This window comes from Pseudogracilibacillus sp. SO30301A (assembly GCF_037072025.1).
Lineage (GTDB): Bacteria > Bacillota > Bacilli > Bacillales > Amphibacillaceae > Pseudogracilibacillus.
Genome location: NZ_JAXHDD010000053.1, coordinates 1 through 19,508, shown reverse-complemented (window position 1 = coordinate 19,508; position 19,508 = coordinate 1). Strand labels below are relative to the sequence as shown.

Genomic DNA, 19,508 nt, shown 5'->3' with positions numbered 1-19,508 from the left:
GAAATCACGATAATTATTCAGGGGCTGGTAAAATGAACAAAGAATTAAAAGGAATTGGAGCATCACCTGGTATAGCAATCGCTAAAGCATACCAACTCGTAACACCGGACTTATCCTTTGAAAAAGTAACGACCGAAAATACTGAAGAAGAGATAAGTCGACTAGAACAAGCATTGGAAGTTTCTAGAACGGAACTCGAGAAAATCAAAGAGCATACGGAAAAAAAGCTTGGTGAGGATCACGCTGCGATTTTCTCTGCTCATCTCTTAATTTTAACTGATCCAGAACTAATTAATCCGATGAAAGAAAAAATCGAAACGGATAAGGTTATTGCAGCAACTGCTGTTGAAGAAATATCCACGATGTTCATCGATATGTTCGAAAACATGGACAACGAATATATGCGGGAACGTGCCGCAGATATTAAGGATGTCACGAAACGAGTCATGTCACATATACTTGGTGTCACCTTCCCGAACCCTGCATTGATTGACGAAGAGGTCGTCATTATCGCAGAGGACTTAACACCGTCTGACACTGCGCAATTGAATCGCGAGTTTGTTCAAGGGTTCGTAACAGATATCGGTGGTCGGACTTCACACTCTGCCATTATGGCGAGATCGCTCGAAATACCTGCCGTTGTCGGAACGAAAAATATCACCGAATCCGTTTCACAAAATGATCTCATCATTATTGATGGACTAGAAGGTAATGTCATCATCCATCCAACCGATGAGGAAGTGGCAACATATAGAGAAAAACAAGCGGCTTATGCGAAACAACAAGAAGAGTGGGCTAAATTAAAAGACGAGCCTACTATTACAAAAGACGGCGTTCAAGTTGAGCTTGCAGCGAATATCGGTACTCCAGATGACGTAGCAGATGCACTTCATAATGGAGCAGAAGGAATCGGTCTTTACCGGACCGAATTTCTATACATGGGTAAAAGTGAACTGCCATCTGAAGAAGAACAATTTGAAGCATATAAATCAGTACTTGAACAGATGGGGAACAAACCTGTTGTCGTCCGTACGCTAGATATAGGCGGCGATAAAGAACTGAACTACCTGGATCTGCCGAAAGAATTAAACCCATTCCTAGGCTTTCGAGCGATTCGTTTCTGCCTGGAAAATGAAGATGTTTTCCGCCCGCAGTTACGTGCTTTACTTCGTGCAAGTGCCTTTGGGAACTTAAAAATCATGTTCCCAATGATTGCAACTCTGGAAGAATTTCGCCAGGCAAAAGAAATCTTACTCGATGAGAAGGAAAAGTTAGTAGCTGAAGGCATTGAAGTTTCCGAGAATATTGAAGTCGGAATTATGGTCGAAATTCCATCTACAGCTGTAACTGCTGCACAATTTGCCAAAGAAGTCGACTTCTTCAGTATTGGAACGAATGACCTTATCCAATATACAATGGCTGCTGACCGGATGAATGAACAGGTTTCTTATCTTTACCAACCATATCACCCGGCAATCTTGAACTTAGTCAATAATGTGATTGAAGCAGCTCACAAAGAAGGAAAATGGGCAGGTATGTGTGGTGAAATGGCTGGAGAACCGATTGCTGTTCCGATTCTGTTAGGACTTGGACTAGATGAATTCAGCATGAGTGCAACATCTATTCTCCCTGCCCGGACACAATTAAGCGAGCTCTCAAAAGAACAGATTGCTCCCCATAAAGAAGAGTTGTTGGCGATGGGTACAACGGATGAGGTTGTTGAATTTATTAATCAACTCATCAATCAGTCTTAAAAGTCTACATGAAACAGGGGTGCTGCTCACCTTAGGGTATGCAGTACCCTTTAAAAAATTATTGCTCATTTAAAATCATTTCCTCCGACTTTCCGTCCCAACTAATCGTTACCTTTATATCGCTATCAGCTTGTCTTTTATTGAATGATATTCTTATAGTTAATATACTCCCTTCATTGAACATGAAGATGAACATGCCATCGAAATCCAGGGACTGTCTGATCATTATCATACAGGTGACATTATTGAGTTAACTGCGAACTTACACATTGATTCAGAGGATGAACATTGGCATTGGTTTACGTTGGATCCAGATGAATATGACTGGAAAATAGTAGATGAAATTACACGATAATGCATATGAAGGAGAAGCTGTCATTCCTGAGCAGCAGATCAAGGCTGTCCTATATGATGATGACCACGGGATTATTGCAGAATCAGCTCCTGTAACAATTACGATTGATGAGCATGATCATAACCATGACCATCAAGATCAGGGAGAGCATGAAAGTGACTACGAAGATCATGAACATGAAGAAGCATGCCCCCGATCATCATGAACAGGAGCATAGCGAACATGACCATAATCACGCTGAACATAATGATGGCGATGAATATTATGCAGTTGACGTGGAAGGACTCTCTGCTTATATTTTCAAATTGTATGGATAATTTCATGCTCCTCCCGTGGTTATTTCAGCATCTTCGTCGTTATTCCGTAAACTCCGTGGTTAAACGCCAAATTGCGTGGTCAACTCCATCCTCCCGTGGTTATTACGCATTTCTCGTGGATAAATCGGAATCCCCGTGGTTAAATTGCAACCAGCCGTTGCAACGGAAGTTATTCCTTTACAGCATTTCACAGGAAGTCTAATTTGTAAGTTTTCCATTTCGAACAGGCAATTATGGCGCCACATATGAATAAGCTACTATAAACCGTAAGGAATTTGGTTGAGATATGCGGATTTAAAACAGATGTATGTTATAATATAAATTATACTATTATTAAATCAAGAGCCTGAGCTGGCTCTTTTTTTGACCAATAATAAGTGATACAAAATGGAGGGGTTTGCATGGATAAAAAGATGATCAGTTCTTTAATTCGGAATGCATTGCACCTTGTGGATCCTGTGATTACTGATATTAGGGAAGCTCCTGGTGGAATGACAAATAAGAGCTATTTTGTGACAGTGAATGGTGAAAAATATGTTGTACGGATTCCGGGCTATGGCACGGAAGAATTAATAGATCGATATGCCGAAAAAAATAATCTTATTTACGGTACAGAACTTGGTATAAATCCGGAGCTTGTCTACTTTGATGTTGCTAGTGGGGTCAAAATTACTAGAAAAATCGATTTTTTGAAAACGCTTACTCCGGAGCTAGCACGAGAAGGAAAGATGATGAAAGAAGTTATCGTTGTATTTCAACATCTTCATCGGTCTAAAACTGTCATGCAAAATCGGTTTCACTTGTTTTCCTTAATGAACCATTATGAAGACCTTGTCATCAAGGTGAATCCGCTAATGATGGAAAAAGTTGCACCATTAAAGAACGATATATTGAAATTAAAAAAGGTATATGAATCATTTGATGTGAAGGAGACTCCATGTCATATTGACACTGTTTCTGCAAACATTCTTTTAGATACTAATAAACAACTATTTTTAATCGATTGGGAATATAGTGGAATGTTTGACCCGATGTGGGATCTTGCTACACTATTTGTATCGTTAAGTTTCACTGAAGAAGAAGAGCTATTTTTTCTAAAACATTATTTAGAACGCGAACCTAATCCGGAAGAAATACAGCGGATATTGTTGCATAAAGTGTTCCAAGATTATTTATGGAGTTTGTGGACGATTTATAAAGAAGCCAAAGGTGATGACTTTGGTTCTGTTGCAATAAAACGCATAGAGCGGGCAGCGAATAATATTGCTCATTATAATATGACGTACAATCAGGATGATGTTGTGTAGTTAAGAGTTAAGAATTTTCTCTTTAAAATGAAATACCTCTCATATTATTTCTAAACTAATCCATTCTACAATATGAAGGAGGTAATTTTTATGCAACAATTACGTAACATTATGTCATCCAATGTTGTTACAGTAAATGAGTCGCAAACTGTACAGGAAGCGGCAGAACTCATGAGTCAATATAATATTGGTTCGATCCCTGTTTTAAATAGTAGCGGGCAGATGGCAGGGATTATTACGGATCGTGATATTACACTTCGAGCGACATCTCAAGGAGAAGGTGCACAAACACCAATATCTCAAGTGATGACAGCTCAACAAGTAGTTCAAGGTTCACCAGAAATGGATGTACAAGAAGCAGCTCAATTAATGGCACAGCAACAAATACGTCGTTTACCTGTCGTAGAAAACGGGCAAATTGTAGGGATGGTTGCTTTAGGTGATTTAGCAGTAGATAATTTATCGAATGAGGCTGCAGGAGAAGCATTGTCAAATATTTCTACACCTTCAGAGCCCCAACAGAAGCGGTAAATATCAATTTGGTAAAAGAACGTTGATCATAATATTGTTCAACGTTCTTTTTGCTTAACATATTAGGGTCTAATCCTCGTAAGTGCTGAAATTTTGTGTTATTCGCTGAATGATCGGTTGAATGCGCTGAATTTTTACTGGAATCGCTGAACTATTTCAATAAACGCTGAATTATGTATGTAAATCGCTGAATAACTCGTTGATGACATGCTAAATAATGGATTCGTTAGCCATTCTAGTTTATACTTTCTGAAAAATGAGTATAATGGAGGTGACTTCAATTTCATAGAGGGATTATGATGCAGGATTATAAACAATTACAAAATGAAAATCTTTATTTAAAAAAGTTATTAGCTAAATTAATGCACAGTCAAGGTACAGGAATTTCTTCTGCCAAAATAATAACAAAAAAGTCTTCTCTTCAAGAAAAGATACAGCGTACAAGTGTGTGATATGTAGATGCAAATGTTCCTCTTTTAAAAAGAATGTACGAAAAACGTTTAACCGGCTATAAAGCAATGGGCTATCGTACGGGTAAGGAAAAGTCAACATCTGAATAAATGAGGCTTTTTTAAGCGTATATCCAATGCGAAAATGGGAATTTTAACTAATGTACTGCTTATGAAGGAGTGATTTCAGTGGGAGCAATTGAACGAGAAGGATACCTTTTCGAACCAGAATATAGTGTCATCGCACAAAATGGAGCAATACACGTTTACAAGGACGGAGAATTCATAGAAGAGATCAAATTTTCTTTTTCGGGAAAATATCCTGATCCTGGTCAAATTGAACAGCTAGTAGATAATTATTGTGAACAGTGAATAAGGAATTAGATATAGACTGTCATGAAGACAGTCTACTTTAAATTTATGATCCAACAAAATTAATCTATTTAACGAGCCATAGAGAATAAAGGCTTGTATAAAAAAGCTGACTTAATTGCCGCTCCAAGTTGCTTCCAATTTTAATACATTGTCGCCGTTCAATGTATAGGTCACACCGTATGTTTCTCCTTCTCCGTCGTGATTAACCGCAATGTCAAGGTCGTGAAACAATTGCTTCATGTGTTCGTATGCTTGGGTGCTTGTTCCCACTCTTCAAAGTATTCCGTTGCTTCTACTGATTGGCCGTTTGGATCTATATGTGAAGTACGCACGAATTGATTATGACAAGGTACCGATTGGAGTAAAAATAAGTTGCTCAAATCTTTTTCGATTGCTTCACCTTCTACATATGTCCCCATTGAAGCTCGTAAATCTTTAATTGCTTCAGACTTAAGATAATACGTGAATCCTTCATCGTTGTTGGTTTCTTCGATTCTAGGGTCATCCAAATCAGTTTCGATAATTTCGATTACTTCAGTAATCCAATTACTAAAGTTATCATTCTAGTCTTCGAAAGAATGCACTGCTTCCTTTTCATTTGCATCCCCATTGTCAGTGTTTTGGGAACGATTAACTGCTTTATTGCCTTGATTATTATTTGCACTTTCATCATCACTGCATGCCATCAGTAAGAAACTGCAAAAAGAACTAGCATACCCTTTATATATTTTTCCATTCATTACCTCTTCCTATCTGTAATATTCAAATTAGAATATGTAATGATTACACTTTATAGTAGATGACCATTTCTTAATGCTTCGGGGTCTATCTGCTTTAAACAAAAAATGTTTTGCATAACAATATTTTACTTGTATTTTATGGTGTATACTTATGCAAAAGGAATTAATGGAAGGAGCAATGACAATGAGTAATTATTCTCTTAATGAATTTATTAAACGAACAAAACAGGATGAAGAAGAAAGTGATTTTTTTGAATTGGAAACATCACGAATTTTGGAAGTAAATTTAATGGATGTAGTCTGGGCAAAGATGGGTTCGATGGTTTCTTATACAGGTCAAATTAAGTTTGAACGAGAAAGGGTACTTGAGCACGGCTTGGGAAAGATGTTTAAAAAAGCTCTTACTGGCGAGGGAAGCTCCCTCATGAAAGCTACCGGAAATGGCCAGCTATATCTGGCGGATCAAGGAAAAAAGATTACTATTTTTGATTTGCATGATGAATCAATTACAGTGAATGGCAATGACCTTCTTGCGTTTGATCCAAATATCGAGTGGGATATTAAACTGATGAGAAAAATTGCTGGAGTGATGTCTGGAGGATTATTTAATGTAAAGTTACAAGGTACCGGGAAAGTAGCTATTACGACTCATTTTGATCCGTTAACACTTATCGTTCGCCCTGGTGATCCAGTCATTACGGATCCAAATGCTACAGTAGCTTGGTCCGGAAATTTAGCGCCCGAGTTTAAAACAGATATTAACTTGCGAACATTCCTTGGCCGTGGAAGTGGGGAATCAATCCAAATGGAGTTTTCTGGAGATGGGTTTGTTATTATTCAACCATTCGAAGAGGTATACTTATCCAATAGTAATTAAGTTATCAATTGAAGAATTTTTAAAAAAACAGCAAAATAAATAATTATGATAATATCAAGGTATAACTCCAACGTACCACATGTCAGCAGGATTAGACGTTAAGTGGATTTGCAACACGTGGAGTTACACTTGTAAGATGTCGAGTCACACGCTAGGTTTTTATATAAAATAAAGCAATCGTTCCAAATAATTTACGGGTAGATCTTTGTTAAGTGGAAAAGATCAGGATCTTTGTATTTTTGCGCTTTGCTCAATTTTTACCGTATTCGCTAAGATGAACAATTGGATACGCTAAAATTATGCCAGAACCGCTGGATTATTTCATTAATCGCTGAATTACTCATTAATGACAAGTAAAATCCATAGATAGTTTTATTAACTAGTATTTGCAGTATAATCCTAGTTTATAGCTAGTGAAACAAGAGTATAATTAAGATAACTTCATTTTCGGGTACTGACCCATTAAAGTAGGATAAAAAGCAGTACGATAAATAGTATTCAATTGAAGGAGGTTGAAACTTCCTATGTTTTTAATGGAAGCAAAGCGGATTGCCGTTGTTATTTTAGGCTCTTTTTTATTAGCAATATCATTGAATTTTTTCCTAATTAACGCAAATGTATATGCAAATGGATTTAGTGGGGCTGCTCAGCTCTTGTCGAGTATATTCAAGGATTTTTTGTCATTTGACATAAGTACAGGGATATTATTGTTTCTTCTTAATATTCCGGTTCTCCTTATCGGTTGGTTTAAAATCGGAAAAGGATTTACCATTTATAGCATTCTTTCTGTTATATTTTCGACATTGTTTTTGGAACTATTACCAATCATTTCGTTATCGGAAGATATTATTTTAAATGCAGTTGCAGGTGGAGTGATTGGTGGAATAGGTGTCGGAATCTCCTTAAAGCGTGGTGCTTCTACAGGTGGGATGGACATTGTTGCAATGATTTTATCACGGCTACAAGATAAACCAATTGGTATTTATTTTTTATTATTAAATGCGGTCATCATTTTTGCCGCAGGGATCCTATACGAGCCGGAAAATGCTTTATACACGATGCTGACTCTATATGTGACGACAGTCGTCATCGATGCGATTCATACACGTCACGAAAAAGTAACTGTGTTGATTGTGACACATAAGGCAGAAGAATTACAACAAGCAATACATAAAGAACTGATTCGCGGTATCACGATTATCCCAGCAAGAGGGGCATATTCAAAAGAAGAAAAAAATATGCTATATCTCGTCATTACTCGCTATGAATTATATGACTTAGAAAGAATTATTAATGACATCGATCCACACGCATTTACAAACATAATCCAGACGGCTGGTATTTTCGGATTCTTTAGAAAAGAAGGAGATACAGTCGATAATGAAATACAACAAACAAAGTGAGGACTATAATCGAGCTATTTTTTGAGTAAAACAGTTAATTAGATATCTATGTTAAAGTATAAAGAGGATTACTTCATAAGTAGTAAAAAATTATGAATAAAAATAAAGAAAAAGGGGTGGGAAAATGGACGGAAAATTTCCAATTGGAAAATTACAAGTTCCTGAAAAGGTGACATTAGAGAATGTTCAAGAATGGCTTAAGGAAATCGAAACGTATACGATCCGATTAAGAGAAACTGTCGATTCGTTAAGTGATGAGGAATTAAACAGAACATATCGTGATGGTAGTTGGACTATTCGACAATTAGTTCATCACATTGCAGATTCTCAAGTGAACATGTTTCAACGTTTGAAGCTAGCTTTAACAGATGAGAATCCAACAGTACCAAATTTTGATCAAGACAAGTGGGCTGTTCAACCGGATACAGAGCTTCCTGTAGAAAGTTCTATTAAAATGCTTGAAGGGATCAATGAACGCATTGTATCTTTAGGAAATAGTTTAACTGAAGAGCAATTAGATCGAGTTTTTACCCACGAGAAAAACGGTAAAATAACAGTTGCAACAAAAGTTGCAAAATTAGCTTGGCACGAGGAGCATCACTTAGCCCACATAAAAATCGCCATATCTAAATAAAACAATGGAACTGGCTTATCGAAATTCGATAAGCTAATTATTTTTAACAAAGGGTTTTCCTAATATATTTTTTTAAAAAATTATTTGGCAAATAATCTTAGGTAAAATAAAGTATGAAGAGATTTTGCAAACTCTAGCTGGCGGGTATATAACAATCGGGAGTAGTAATCGAATAATGTTGTACTACAATCGAGCCAGATTGGCGAAGAATTTCTCCTATCCCAAAACTGCCACATCAAGTCGAACAGTCTTGATAACTGGACAAGCCCCACTGCTATTGGGAGTATAAGCATACTCTCCTTTGTAAACTTTCTAAAACTTCTTCTGGCACTTCTCTAAACTTGATATCCTCACCTAGGAAAAGTAGCCAATTTGTCATATCGGTCAATTCTTCGGGTATATGAACATTGATAAAAGTCTTAAGAATGCCTGTGGCCTGGTAAGGATTTGTATAGGAAATTGAAAACTTTAAAGGATGATATTTTTTGAACTGGGCTATTGCTTTTGGACCTAATTCAAGGACAAGGTTGATTTCTTCAGCTTGTTCATGTAGTATTTCCAAAATCTTTTTCAGATTAACTCTTTTCTTCGTGACGTATGGTTCTACATTAGTGAGATGATCGACAGGGAAAATCTTCCTCTTTTCTTCCTTTAGGTCAAATCCATCAATTTGCCAGAGATTTTTTTCTCGAAATAGATGCAAGAGATAAATTGGATAAGACTTTATTTCCTTTCCTTCTTTGATAGAAATCAATAAATGGCTATCCAAAAGTAGGAGTTGGATAAGTTTTTCTAACATATGATGAGGGAGGTCAGACAGATCTAGTAAATCAGGATTATTGGGATTAGTACCTTCAAAAAGCAAGACTTGATTTAATAAAACTAGGGTATCTTGTTGGCTTTCTGGGATGAGGCCTAGTAACTTTTCAGCTAAAGACTGTCGACTCTTTAGATAGGGAAGTTGTTGATTTCTTGAGGCCATAAAGGCAATAAACAGTGCTTTAACTTCATTATCGGTAAAGCGAATAGAAGGCAGGACAGCGTTGTTTATGACAGAATAACCGCCATCCCTTCCAACTTCAGCTTCGAGTGGCATCCCCATGGCTTCAATTTCCCTTATATCCCTAATAGCTGTCGAACGAGAGATGTTAAATTCCCGCATTATTTCAGAAATTGTAAAGTAAGAGCGGTTGTTGATATACCGCATGATCGTATTAATCCGTTCAACTTTTTTCATTTGGACCTCCTAAACAGTATCATTTTTTGACACGGTTTAATGTTATTATAATCCCAACAAGTAAAAAAACAAATTTTTAATGGGAGGAATTTAAAAATGGCAAATTATACTTTAGAAGAAAAAGATAGCTTTACTGTTTTGGGGATCGAAACAGAGCTCGTAAATGCAGTACAATTTATCTTGAAAACAGAGAGTATTAAACGTGCAGAACCTGAAACTGATGATGAGCAAAGAAAAAGGATTCTGGGCTAAGTTGAAGGATTTATTTTTATAAAAATGAAGGAAGGTGCCGACCTGGATGGAGGTAGGCACCTTTTTTTGTGAATTTTTGGTTACACGCTGAATTTTTGTCTTATTCGCTGAACAAACGATAGCGTGCGCTGAACTTTTGACGAAGTCGCTGAAGTATTTCAAGGATCGCTGAATTTTGTTTATAATGTGCCGAATTATTCATTGATCTTTCAACCGAAAAAAGTTTACCCCAAAATGTAACATGTAGGGGGACGATGAACATCCATTTCATTTTTTTAAAATGCCTTCAAATTCTTTGTTATCACCAGCATGGAGCTGATCATTTTTTAATCTGTTTGTTTTTACAACAATAATCCAAGTCCGAAATCATCTACACCACAGTTGTTAGAAATAACGGTTAGTCTTTTACGCCGCTCCTGACAAGTGCTGCAATGGCGTTTTCGGGAATGCCACAAAGGCCGAAGCCTCCAACCATAATGGTCGCACCATCAAATATATCTTGGATCGCTTCATCAAATGATGCGAAAATTTGCTTCATACGTGTAACTCTCCTCGTTCATTTTTTTAGCCAACAAATTAATTCTTCTTCCCGTTCTTGCTTCATTTCTTTGCTGAAAGATTTATTCCATTCATAATATCCTTTGCCACTTTTTTCACCGAGATTTCCTGCTTCAACAAGTTGATTGATGGAGTCAAATGCATCTTTTTTATTAGACATATCTGGAAACGTATAGTCTGATATCGCTTTAAAAATATCCAATCCCCCAAGATCTGCAGTCATGAATGGACCAGTTATTCCTAAACGACGTCCGATACTCAACTCTACGGCTGTATCGATATCTTCAATGGAAGCGACGCCTGATTCATATAGATACTGCGCTTCTCTGAATAAAGCAAATTGCAATCTGTTCCCGACGAAGCCGACCACTTCCTTATTCACAAGGATTGGTTGTTTATCAATACGAACCATCAATTCCCGCGCTCTATCTATAAACGCACTTTCCGTTTTTTCTCCTTTAATAATTTCAACAAGGGGAAGGAGATGGGCGGGATTCCAAAAATGGGTGCCCAGAACCCTCTCCGGATGACGTAAATTTTTTGCCATGTCGGTCGGTAGTAAACTGGATGAATTACTGGCAAAAATCGTATCTGTCGCACAGCATTCTTCTAGTTTTTTAAACAGATCCTGCTTCAGTTCTAAGATTTCTGGAGCAGCTTCGATGATAAATGTAGCATCGGTTGCTGCCCCTTCGAGATCAGTCGTAAATCGAATGCGGTCGATAACTTTTTCGACTTGCCCTTCATCGATGACGTTATTTTCATTCAGCACGTTTGCTTTGCTTTCGATTCCTTTGATTGCATTTTCGATCTCTACGTCATCGAGGCCATATACGGTAACAGGTAAGTCTGCCCAAGCGATTGCTAACGCAATGGAATGGCCCATTGTACCGGTTCCGATAATTGTAATTTTTTCCAAATTTTATCCCTCCAGATTAATAGATTCCTAATGACGCAAAAATAATCGCGATTATAACAGAGACTATTGGGAGGACAAGGGATACAACGAAAATATCTTTATAGCTATCCCTGTGGCTCATTCCTGTAATTGTTAGTAACGTTAATACGGCTCCGTTATGTGGCAGTGTATCTAGCCCACCTGAAGCGAGAGATGCAATCCGGTGAAATGCTTCAGGGGCTATTCCCGACTCTAAAGCTATTTCGTAATATTTGGACCCGAGTGCTTCCAGGGCAATTCCCATTCCACCCGAAGCGGATCCTGTTGCACCAGCTAAAATATTTACTGCAACGGCTTCAGATATTAACGGATTTCCTTTAATCCCAAGTAGTAATTCTGTTAATCTGTCAAAACCCGGAACTACTTTAACTACCGTACCAAATCCAACAGCAGCACTTGTATTAATAATTGCAGTAACCGAACCTAATGCACCTGTGTTGATTGCCTCAATAAATTGCTTATATATATTCACATTCAATACCATAATTAATAAAATTCCAGACAATAAAGCAACGACAATATCCCATTTAATGATATTTAACGTAACTAACACGGTAAGCAGAGGTAATATTGACAAGATGAAGTGTGGGGTATCGATATGATTGAAATCCACTTTTTCCTCTGGCTCCGTATACACTTCTCCTTGATTTCGCATAACCTTTTCACGCCAACGTAAGTATAAATAACCTCCGCCCGCCATGACAATCGTGGCAATGATTCCCATCACCGGTGCCGCCGTTGTAGACGTATGAAAATACTCCATTGGAATTAAGTTCTGAATTTGTGGAGTCCCCGGAAGCGCTGTCATTGTAAAGGTGAAAGCGCCCAATGCAACAGTACCCGGCATCAATTTTCTGCTAATATTTGCTTCTTTAAAAAGCGTTAATGCTAATGGGTAAACGGCAAATACAACCACGAAGAGACTGACACCACCATAGGTTAATACGGCAGCTGATACGAGTACGCCGAGTATGGCACGTTTCGTTCCAATAATTTTTGTTAACGCAATGGCGACCGATCTAGCCATCCCTGTAAGTTCCATTAACTTACCAAAAATTGCTCCTAACATAAAGACAGGGAACCAAGCTTTCGCAAAAGAAACAAATCCTTCCATATAGGTGTTTTTATAGGCATCAAGCAGATCCAAACCCCCAAAGATTGCTACAACTCCCGCTGCAATCGGAGCAACCCATAGAATGGACCAGCCTATATATGCTAATGCCATTAAGACAATTAATCCAAGGATAATTCCTAACATACATCATTCTCCTTTTTAGATTTTATTGAGCTGTGTATCCGCCATCAATCACAACAGGGTGGCCCGTCACACCTTTTGCCATGTCACTTGCTAAAAATAAAACATAATCGGCTACTTCTTTAACGGATATTAATCTTTTTTGCGGAACCAGTGGATAAATCACTTCCTCGAGCACGCTGTCTAGCGAGACATTCCGCGTTGTCGCTAAATCCTTCAGTTGGTTACGGACAAGAGGTGTATCCACATAACTCGGACATAGTGCATTTACCGTTATCCCATAGTCCGCTCCTTCTAATGCCAAAACTTTTGTTAATCCAATTACTCCATGTTTTGCCGAATTATAAGCGGCTTTTCCAGCAAAACCTACTAAACCATTGATCGAAGCCATGTTAATAATACGTCCAAACTTTTGTTTTTTCATCATTGGAAAACTATGCTTTGCCATGATAAATGGGGCAGTCATCATAATTTGGGTCATCTGTTCAAATGTTTCAGTTGGAAAATCTTCTACCAAATCCACATGTTGCATGCCAGCATTATTTACGACCACATCAAGGCTACCAAATTGCTTCACCGTAAAATCTATCGTATTTTTTATTTTGGATTCCTTCGTTACATCACATGGGAAAATGTTAAAATACTCTTTCTTTTCTGCTAGGTTCTTTGTGACTTCTGCTAAACCCTGTTCATTCAGATCACTAAAAACGACCCTATATCCATTTTTGAGTAACTCCATGCCGATCGCGTATCCAATTCCACTTGCTGCTCCTGTAACAAGGGCGACTCTTCCATTTCCATTCAACATATGATTTATCTCCTTTTCATGTTTTAAATTGTACTGTTTTTCTTCCGTCCTCAGTTTCCTATCCGTCATTGTAACAAGGAAATAATCTCTTCACCTCCTTGTTAAATACAGATGCAATTCTCATGCCAAGAGGGGGAGGGATACAAGAAAAATTCTTAAAAAGGGGGAAAATAGGGATAGTAGCTTCTTGTTGTAATAAAAAAATCGTTGAATGGCTCCCTATCCAAAGGTTCTGCCTCATCAACGATCCGCTTACTTGCAAAACTTCCGCGATGCCAGTTAATACATCTGAAATGCACTGAATATCATAAAAATGCAAAAAGGATTTTCCAGTTTTGTGGAATTGATTCCAGAAACATGGAGAAAACTATAAATCATACTCCTTAATTTTTTCATAAATACTCGATAAACTGATGCCTAATTTCTTTGCGGCTGCTTTTTTACCGTTGCGGGTAAGTTGCAACACTTTTTGGATCGTACGCCTTTCGGTATCTTTTAAAATTTTATGCAAATGGTACGTTTCTGTATCCTCAACCTGATTTTCGAGTGCTCTTGTTGGTAAATCAATTAAATCGATTGTTTCGCCACTACTTAAGTAAACCGCAGATTCAATAATGTTTTCCAATTCTCTGATATTTCCCGGCCAAGCATAGTTTAGGAACAAATCCATGACATCATCGGAAAAGTGAATTACACGTTTACCAATTTTATTCGTTATTTTCGTCAACAGATAGTTGGCCATAATTTTTATATCCTCAGGGCGCTTACGTAAAGGGGGCAGATGTATTTCCATCACATTTATCCGGTAAAATAAATCTTCCCGGAATCGTTTTTCACGAACTAATTGATCAAGTGGCTGGTTCGTTGCAGCGATGACTCGAACATCGATTTTTTGTGGAGTTTCCGCACCTAATGCATCGATTTCTTCTTCTTGTAAGACACGTAATAATTTGACTTGTGTTTTTAATGGCATATCACCAATTTCATCTAAAAATAAAGTACCGCCTTCAGCTGATTGGAATTTCCCTTTTTTACCTCCTTTTCGAGCCCCGGTAAACGCACCTTCTTCGTATCCAAATAATTCAGATTCAAATAAATGCTCAGGAATGGCGGCACAATTTACAGAAATAAACGGTTTCTTGTTCCGGTTGCTTAATTGATGAATGCTCTGGGCAACTAATTCCTTCCCGGTACCACTTTCTCCAGTAATTAAAACAGACAAATCGCTGGGAGAAATTTTCTTAATTTTTTCCTTGATCATTAAGATACTTTTTGAACTGCCAATAATATCGTTAATGGAATATTTAATGCCGGTTTTTGCTTGTAATTGATCTTTATAATATTTTACCTCTGCCAATAAATGATTAATCTGACTATTTACTCTTGTTAAATCATGCATGTCCCGAAACAACACAACACCTAATGCGCCAACGACTTTATTATTTGAAATAAGTGGAATTCGACTTGCAACCATATAATTGCCTCGGATATATTGCGGGTCGAACATTTCGGCTTTTCCTTTTTTAACAACAAGGTGCATCCGAGAATTTTCGATGATGTCTTTAACATGTTGACCGACGGCTTCTTGTTTGTCGACCTGAAGAAATTGGCAATAATTATCATTCAAGTAAGTAATAATTCCTTTATCATCAACAATTACGAGGCCATAAAATAATTTCTCTACAATGGTATCAATAATTTCTTCTTTATATTTTTCTATCAAAATAATTCCCCCTTAATAGTTTAAAATGTGGTTCATTGTATAATTAAGTGCACCAGCTAAAACAATAGAAAGTCATCGTGATTCCGCGTATAGTTTAGGTTGACCAAAACAAAAAATATACGGAGGGAATTCACGATGACTCAGACTCATTCTAACACGAAAAAGCGTAATTATACACATCTAACCGATATTGAAAGAGGACAAATTGCTGCATATTTAGAACAAGAATTGTCATTGAGGGATATTGCTAAGAAAATGGGGCGTGATGTAAGTACCATATCACGTGAAAAGAAACGAGGTAGCGTCCAACAAATCAATACCTTTCGCAAACCTTTTACGAAGTATTTTCCTGATGTTGGTTCCTGTGTTTATGAAGAAAATCGCCGCAATTGCGGATCGCATTCCACCATCATGGAGGCATGGGAGTTTATCGAATTTGCGGAAGAGAAAATCCTAAAAGAGAAGTGGTCTCCTGATGCAGTTGTTGGCAGTGCGAAAAGGAAGGAGCAATTTGAATACGTCCCCTTGACAAAGACGTTATATAACTGGATTGATGAGGGTAAATTAACCGTTATGAATATAGATTTGGAAATGAAACTCCGCCGTTCAACCAAAGGGAAAAAGGTGTTGCACTTAATATTGCAATTTAAGAAAAAATATAAAGTTAAACAAAACTAAAATAAAAGATCAAATTATTATTTTTGTAGATTTGGGATCAACAAACTCCGCAGTTTGTTCAGCAATGACTTTAGATGGCGCTGTCATTGGTAGAAAGTTTATTAACCAACCAATAGAAAAAGACCGACTGAAAGCTCTAACGAACAAATTGAGGAAAGCGCAACGCGATTCCGGTTACATTGAAGCTCCGAACTACTGGAGAAGAATCAATGGTCTACAGAATCATATAAAAGTAAATACCTCAGTAGAGATTATAAAATTTGCAGAAGAATACAACGCGAACATCCTTAATTCGAATACCTTGGGAAAATGAAACTTCCGAAGGGAGTTTATGGTGCAAAAAAGCTTCGTCACAAACTAAACTACACCACTGGTGTCAATTAGGCATTCAATCCAAGGTAGAAGAAATGGCTCATTACCGCGGTATGCGCATCAGAAAAATAAATCCTAAAAACACTTCTGCTCTAGCTTTCGATGGATCCGATGAAGGGAAGCGAAACAACAGTAGAGACCTCGCCACTTTCCAAAGCGGTAAGATCTATCATGCAGATTTAAATGCGTCCTATAATATCGGTGCAAGGTACTTTATTAGAGAAATCCTTAAATCCTTTTCTGAAAAGAAAAGGTTAGCAGTTCAGGCAAAAGTTCCTGAGCTCCTAGCCAGAACACAGCAGACCTTGGCTTCATTAATTAACTTACATCAGGCGCTTAGTATTAATGATACTAAAATTGCGTGACGTATAGCTGTATTTAAGTCAAGGGAAGCTCCACCAAAATCTTCGATTTAGGTGGAGAGGTTCACAGGTTGCAAAGTAGCCACTTTTCAAGCAATCCAGTTTGCCTCCTTACTGGGATTAAAAATTGTAGATTGATATTTAAAGTTCAGTAATGTTACATAGGATGCTATTAGAGGATGTTCAAAAAGTCCGGTAAAAATGACACTGCGAATTTCGCACGAATGCTTGTTTCTCCGCTACTCATGTATCTAAATGCATACATTCCGTTGCTCGAAACTGCGCCGCCTCGAACTTCTTGGTCCTTTTCATCCTTTTTGAACACGCACTATTACGATTAATTCTAGTTGCTTTTTTCTCAAAATATTACCCTTGTATTTGTATAGGGAGAACTTTATTTCGCAATGTACATCTGTAAATCCAGCCCATGTTTTTAGTGAATAGATCTCTATATTTTTAAAGATGGACTCATCGTTTAAAAATTTGTTAAAATATATATAAAATGGGAGGGATTAGCGATGGTCAAAGATGACAGAACTAAAATTGAGATAGACAGGGAAAAAGAAATGCGTACAAAAGAAACTTCCAAAATGATTAGTGAGGGTGGATTGGGTTCGCGCACATATTATGATATTAAAAAAACCTCATCAACTGAAAAAGAATCAAATGATACTAATGAAGGAACCAAAAAGCAACAAAATAAAGATGAGAAATAACAATAACTAAAAAATTGTGTTTAGAAAAAGAGCAGGATAGAAGGTATTAACTACTCAGAAACAGAAAAAGTAATTACAGTAGTCCACATCTATTTTAGACATGGACTACTGTTATGTTTAATGGGGACTTTCCCTTTTATCCAAATTAAACTTTATTTTTCCTCTTGTAATCCTTTATGTAATGAAATCATTAGAAAGATTAAAATGACTGCAAATGGAAAGGCAGAGGCAATTGCAGCAGATTGCAGTCCATTTAAACCTCCTGACCAAAGAAGCACCACTGCCGCTGCTGCTTGGATAACGCCCCAAATCGCTTTTATTTGATTGGGCGGATGAAGCATTCCATTTGTTGTTTGCATCCCCATGACGAATGTTGCTGAGTCAGCGGAAGTAATGAAAAAGGTTCCGATTAAGACGATTGTTACAATAATAGTGATAATACTGAACGGCAATTGACTAAGTGTCGCAAATAATGCATTCTCTGAATTGATTCCTTGATTCATAGCTTGCCAGATACCGCCATCACCAAATAGTTCAAAATGAATTCCCGTACCACCTAATATTGTAAACCATAATGCGCAAAATAGCGTTGGGGCTGCCAATACACCAATGATAAATTCTCGAATGGTTCGGCCTTTCGATATACGGGCAATAAATGAACCGACAAAAGGGGACCACGAAATCCACCATGCCCAATAAAAAACCGTCCAATCGTGAATCCATTTACTGCCATTTTTACTAAGAGGAGCAAGGCTAAAATTTATTTTTGGAAGAAATGCTGCATACCTTCCCAATGAAGTAGCAAATGATTGGAATAAAAATGATGTTGGCCCGAAACTTAAGAAAAAACATAATAATAGTATGGCAAGGATGATATTGATATTGCTCATCCACTTCATTCCTTTATCAATTCCTAAAAAGACAGAAATCATGAACAAAAACGTAATACCTATAATAATGACGAATTGTGAGCTGAATCCATAAGGAATATTATTATTTAAGTAATGCAGTCCACCATTGATCTGAATTGCCCCAAAACCAAGGGATGTGGCGACACCAAAAACGGTAGCGAATACAGCAAAAGTATCAATAATAATTCCCAAAGGACCTCGTACATAATCTCCGAACAAAGGATAAAATGTTGCACTAATGGTGCCGGGTAAATTCCTTCTAAATTTAAAATAGGCCAACGATAAAGCAACGAGTGCATAAATTGCCCATAGATGTAGCCCCCAATGAAAGAAGGTTAAAGGAAGAGCATTTTTCGCCGCAACCTGTGACAGGGCATCGCCAATTGGTGGTTCGTAATAGTGAGACAGGGGTTCGGCAACTCCCCAAAATACAAGACCAATTCCCATTCCGGCACTAAATAACATCGCAAACCAACTGAATGTGCTATATTCTGGTTTCTCATTATCTGTACCAAGTTTAATTTTGCCATATTTTGAAAAGGCAAGATAAATGGAAAATAGCAGGATCATTCCGACTATCAGATGATAAAGCCAACCGAACTTGATTTGTAAAGAAATTTGCAAATTGGTTGCGACACTTTCTAGCTGACTTGGTGCAAGAGCCCCCCATAATATAAAAATAATCGACAAGCTGATGGAAATATAAAATACGGAAGTGAGTTTTTTCATTCAATCCCCTTTCTAAATAATATTGAAAGGACTCTCTTTTATAGATACTATGTAACTTGTCCATCATTTAAGACACTTTATTTCTTGTATAGATAATTCTTTTTAGCCTAAATCATATCTAACGAATTTTTTATTAAGTCGCTTTATTAGGCTTTCAAAACGCTGAATATTTTCTAAATCACCGAATTGAAATCTAATTATATGAAT

General features: G+C 37.3%; 21 protein-coding genes and 1 pseudogene. 13 read left to right on the top strand and 9 right to left on the bottom strand.

The window, feature by feature from the left end:
- The first annotated feature begins 32 nt into the window (after positions 1–32).
- The 6 genes from ptsP to SPD89_RS18165 all read left to right on the top strand — a co-directional run bounded on the left by ptsP (position 33) and on the right by SPD89_RS18165 (position 5,085).
- The gene (gene ptsP / locus SPD89_RS18190) at positions 33–1,754 is read left to right on the top strand and encodes a phosphoenolpyruvate--protein phosphotransferase (RefSeq protein ID WP_336263369.1); all 1,722 of its coding nucleotides are present in this window, start codon (positions 33–35) and stop codon (positions 1,752–1,754) included.
- A 338-nt stretch (positions 1,755–2,092) separates the two neighbouring features.
- A complete protein-coding gene (locus SPD89_RS18185) occupies positions 2,093–2,314 on the top strand; it encodes a hypothetical protein (protein WP_336263368.1) in 222 nt (73 codons plus the stop codon).
- Between the two features lie 513 nt (positions 2,315–2,827).
- On the top strand, positions 2,828–3,733 hold the full coding sequence (locus SPD89_RS18180) for a choline kinase family protein (protein ID WP_336263367.1): 906 nt from the start codon (positions 2,828–2,830) through the stop codon (positions 3,731–3,733).
- A gap of 90 nt (positions 3,734–3,823) precedes the next feature.
- The gene (locus SPD89_RS18175; protein ID WP_336263366.1) at positions 3,824–4,264 is read left to right on the top strand and encodes a CBS domain-containing protein; all 441 of its coding nucleotides are present in this window, start codon (positions 3,824–3,826) and stop codon (positions 4,262–4,264) included.
- A 299-nt stretch (positions 4,265–4,563) separates the two neighbouring features.
- Positions 4,564–4,716: a hypothetical protein gene (locus tag SPD89_RS18170; protein ID WP_336263365.1), complete on the top strand. Its 153-nt coding sequence runs from the start codon at positions 4,564–4,566 to the stop codon at positions 4,714–4,716.
- A 186-nt stretch (positions 4,717–4,902) separates the two neighbouring features.
- Entirely contained in the window at positions 4,903–5,085 is a 183-nt protein-coding gene (locus SPD89_RS18165; protein ID WP_336263364.1) for a YbxH family protein, read from the top strand.
- 239 nt (positions 5,086–5,324) lie between these two features.
- On the opposite strand, the gene SPD89_RS18160 is transcribed toward SPD89_RS18165, so the two are convergent.
- Both SPD89_RS18160 and SPD89_RS18155 read right to left on the bottom strand, forming a co-directional pair.
- Positions 5,325–5,597, bottom strand: a complete 273-nt coding sequence (locus SPD89_RS18160) for a hypothetical protein (protein ID WP_336263363.1) — start codon at positions 5,595–5,597, stop codon at positions 5,325–5,327.
- Between the two features lie 54 nt (positions 5,598–5,651).
- Complete coding sequence (locus tag SPD89_RS18155; protein WP_336263362.1) at positions 5,652–5,828, bottom strand: hypothetical protein; 177 nt, start codon at positions 5,826–5,828, stop codon at positions 5,652–5,654.
- 184 nt (positions 5,829–6,012) lie between these two features.
- On the opposite strand from SPD89_RS18155, the gene SPD89_RS18150 reads away from it, so the two are divergent.
- The 3 genes from SPD89_RS18150 to SPD89_RS18140 all read left to right on the top strand — a co-directional run bounded on the left by SPD89_RS18150 (position 6,013) and on the right by SPD89_RS18140 (position 8,742).
- Positions 6,013–6,705, top strand: coding sequence for an AIM24 family protein (locus SPD89_RS18150; RefSeq protein WP_336263377.1), 693 nt, complete (start codon positions 6,013–6,015; stop codon positions 6,703–6,705).
- Positions 6,706–7,229: 524 nt separating this feature from the next.
- Complete coding sequence (locus SPD89_RS18145; protein ID WP_336263361.1) at positions 7,230–8,108, top strand: YitT family protein; 879 nt, start codon at positions 7,230–7,232, stop codon at positions 8,106–8,108.
- A 124-nt stretch (positions 8,109–8,232) separates the two neighbouring features.
- Positions 8,233–8,742, top strand: coding sequence for a YfiT family bacillithiol transferase (locus SPD89_RS18140; RefSeq protein ID WP_336263360.1), 510 nt, complete (start codon positions 8,233–8,235; stop codon positions 8,740–8,742).
- Positions 8,743–9,016: 274 nt separating this feature from the next.
- Here the strand turns inward: SPD89_RS18140 and SPD89_RS18135 are convergent, their stop codons facing one another.
- Positions 9,017–9,979, bottom strand: coding sequence for a helix-turn-helix transcriptional regulator (locus tag SPD89_RS18135; RefSeq protein WP_336263359.1), 963 nt, complete (start codon positions 9,977–9,979; stop codon positions 9,017–9,019).
- 96 nt (positions 9,980–10,075) lie between these two features.
- Between SPD89_RS18135 and SPD89_RS18130 the strand changes: the two genes are divergently transcribed.
- Complete coding sequence (locus tag SPD89_RS18130; protein ID WP_336263358.1) at positions 10,076–10,231, top strand: hypothetical protein; 156 nt, start codon at positions 10,076–10,078, stop codon at positions 10,229–10,231.
- Positions 10,232–10,516: 285 nt separating this feature from the next.
- Here the strand turns inward: SPD89_RS18130 and SPD89_RS18125 are convergent.
- The 5 genes and pseudogenes from SPD89_RS18125 to SPD89_RS18105 form a co-directional block, all read right to left on the bottom strand.
- Positions 10,517–10,769, bottom strand: a pseudogene (locus tag SPD89_RS18125) (CoA-transferase); the annotation flags it as partial.
- 18 nt (positions 10,770–10,787) lie between these two features.
- Positions 10,788–11,708, bottom strand: coding sequence for a 3-hydroxyacyl-CoA dehydrogenase family protein (locus SPD89_RS18120; RefSeq protein ID WP_336263357.1), 921 nt, complete (start codon positions 11,706–11,708; stop codon positions 10,788–10,790).
- A 16-nt stretch (positions 11,709–11,724) separates the two neighbouring features.
- Positions 11,725–13,005 (bottom strand): GntP family permease, encoded by a 1,281-nt coding sequence (locus SPD89_RS18115; RefSeq protein WP_336263356.1) that lies wholly within the window; start codon positions 13,003–13,005, stop codon positions 11,725–11,727.
- Between the two features lie 22 nt (positions 13,006–13,027).
- Positions 13,028–13,810, bottom strand: coding sequence for a 3-hydroxybutyrate dehydrogenase (locus tag SPD89_RS18110; protein WP_336263355.1), 783 nt, complete (start codon positions 13,808–13,810; stop codon positions 13,028–13,030).
- A 367-nt stretch (positions 13,811–14,177) separates the two neighbouring features.
- Positions 14,178–15,533, bottom strand: a complete 1,356-nt coding sequence (locus SPD89_RS18105) for a sigma-54 interaction domain-containing protein (RefSeq protein WP_336263354.1) — start codon at positions 15,531–15,533, stop codon at positions 14,178–14,180.
- 135 nt (positions 15,534–15,668) lie between these two features.
- Between SPD89_RS18105 and SPD89_RS18100 the strand changes: the two genes are divergently transcribed.
- The 3 genes from SPD89_RS18100 to SPD89_RS18090 all read left to right on the top strand — a co-directional run bounded on the left by SPD89_RS18100 (position 15,669) and on the right by SPD89_RS18090 (position 17,661).
- Positions 15,669–16,211, top strand: a complete 543-nt coding sequence (locus tag SPD89_RS18100; RefSeq protein WP_336263353.1) for a helix-turn-helix domain-containing protein — start codon at positions 15,669–15,671, stop codon at positions 16,209–16,211.
- A 260-nt stretch (positions 16,212–16,471) separates the two neighbouring features.
- Positions 16,472–16,948, top strand: a complete 477-nt coding sequence (locus SPD89_RS18095) for a zinc ribbon domain-containing protein (RefSeq protein WP_336263352.1) — start codon at positions 16,472–16,474, stop codon at positions 16,946–16,948.
- Positions 16,949–17,463: 515 nt separating this feature from the next.
- On the top strand, positions 17,464–17,661 hold the full coding sequence (locus SPD89_RS18090) for a hypothetical protein (RefSeq protein WP_336263351.1): 198 nt from the start codon (positions 17,464–17,466) through the stop codon (positions 17,659–17,661).
- A 152-nt stretch (positions 17,662–17,813) separates the two neighbouring features.
- Here SPD89_RS18090 and SPD89_RS18085 read toward each other — a convergent pair whose 3' ends face one another.
- On the bottom strand, positions 17,814–19,301 hold the full coding sequence (locus tag SPD89_RS18085; RefSeq protein ID WP_336263350.1) for a BCCT family transporter: 1,488 nt from the start codon (positions 19,299–19,301) through the stop codon (positions 17,814–17,816).
- Between the last annotated feature and the right edge of the window lie 207 nt (positions 19,302–19,508).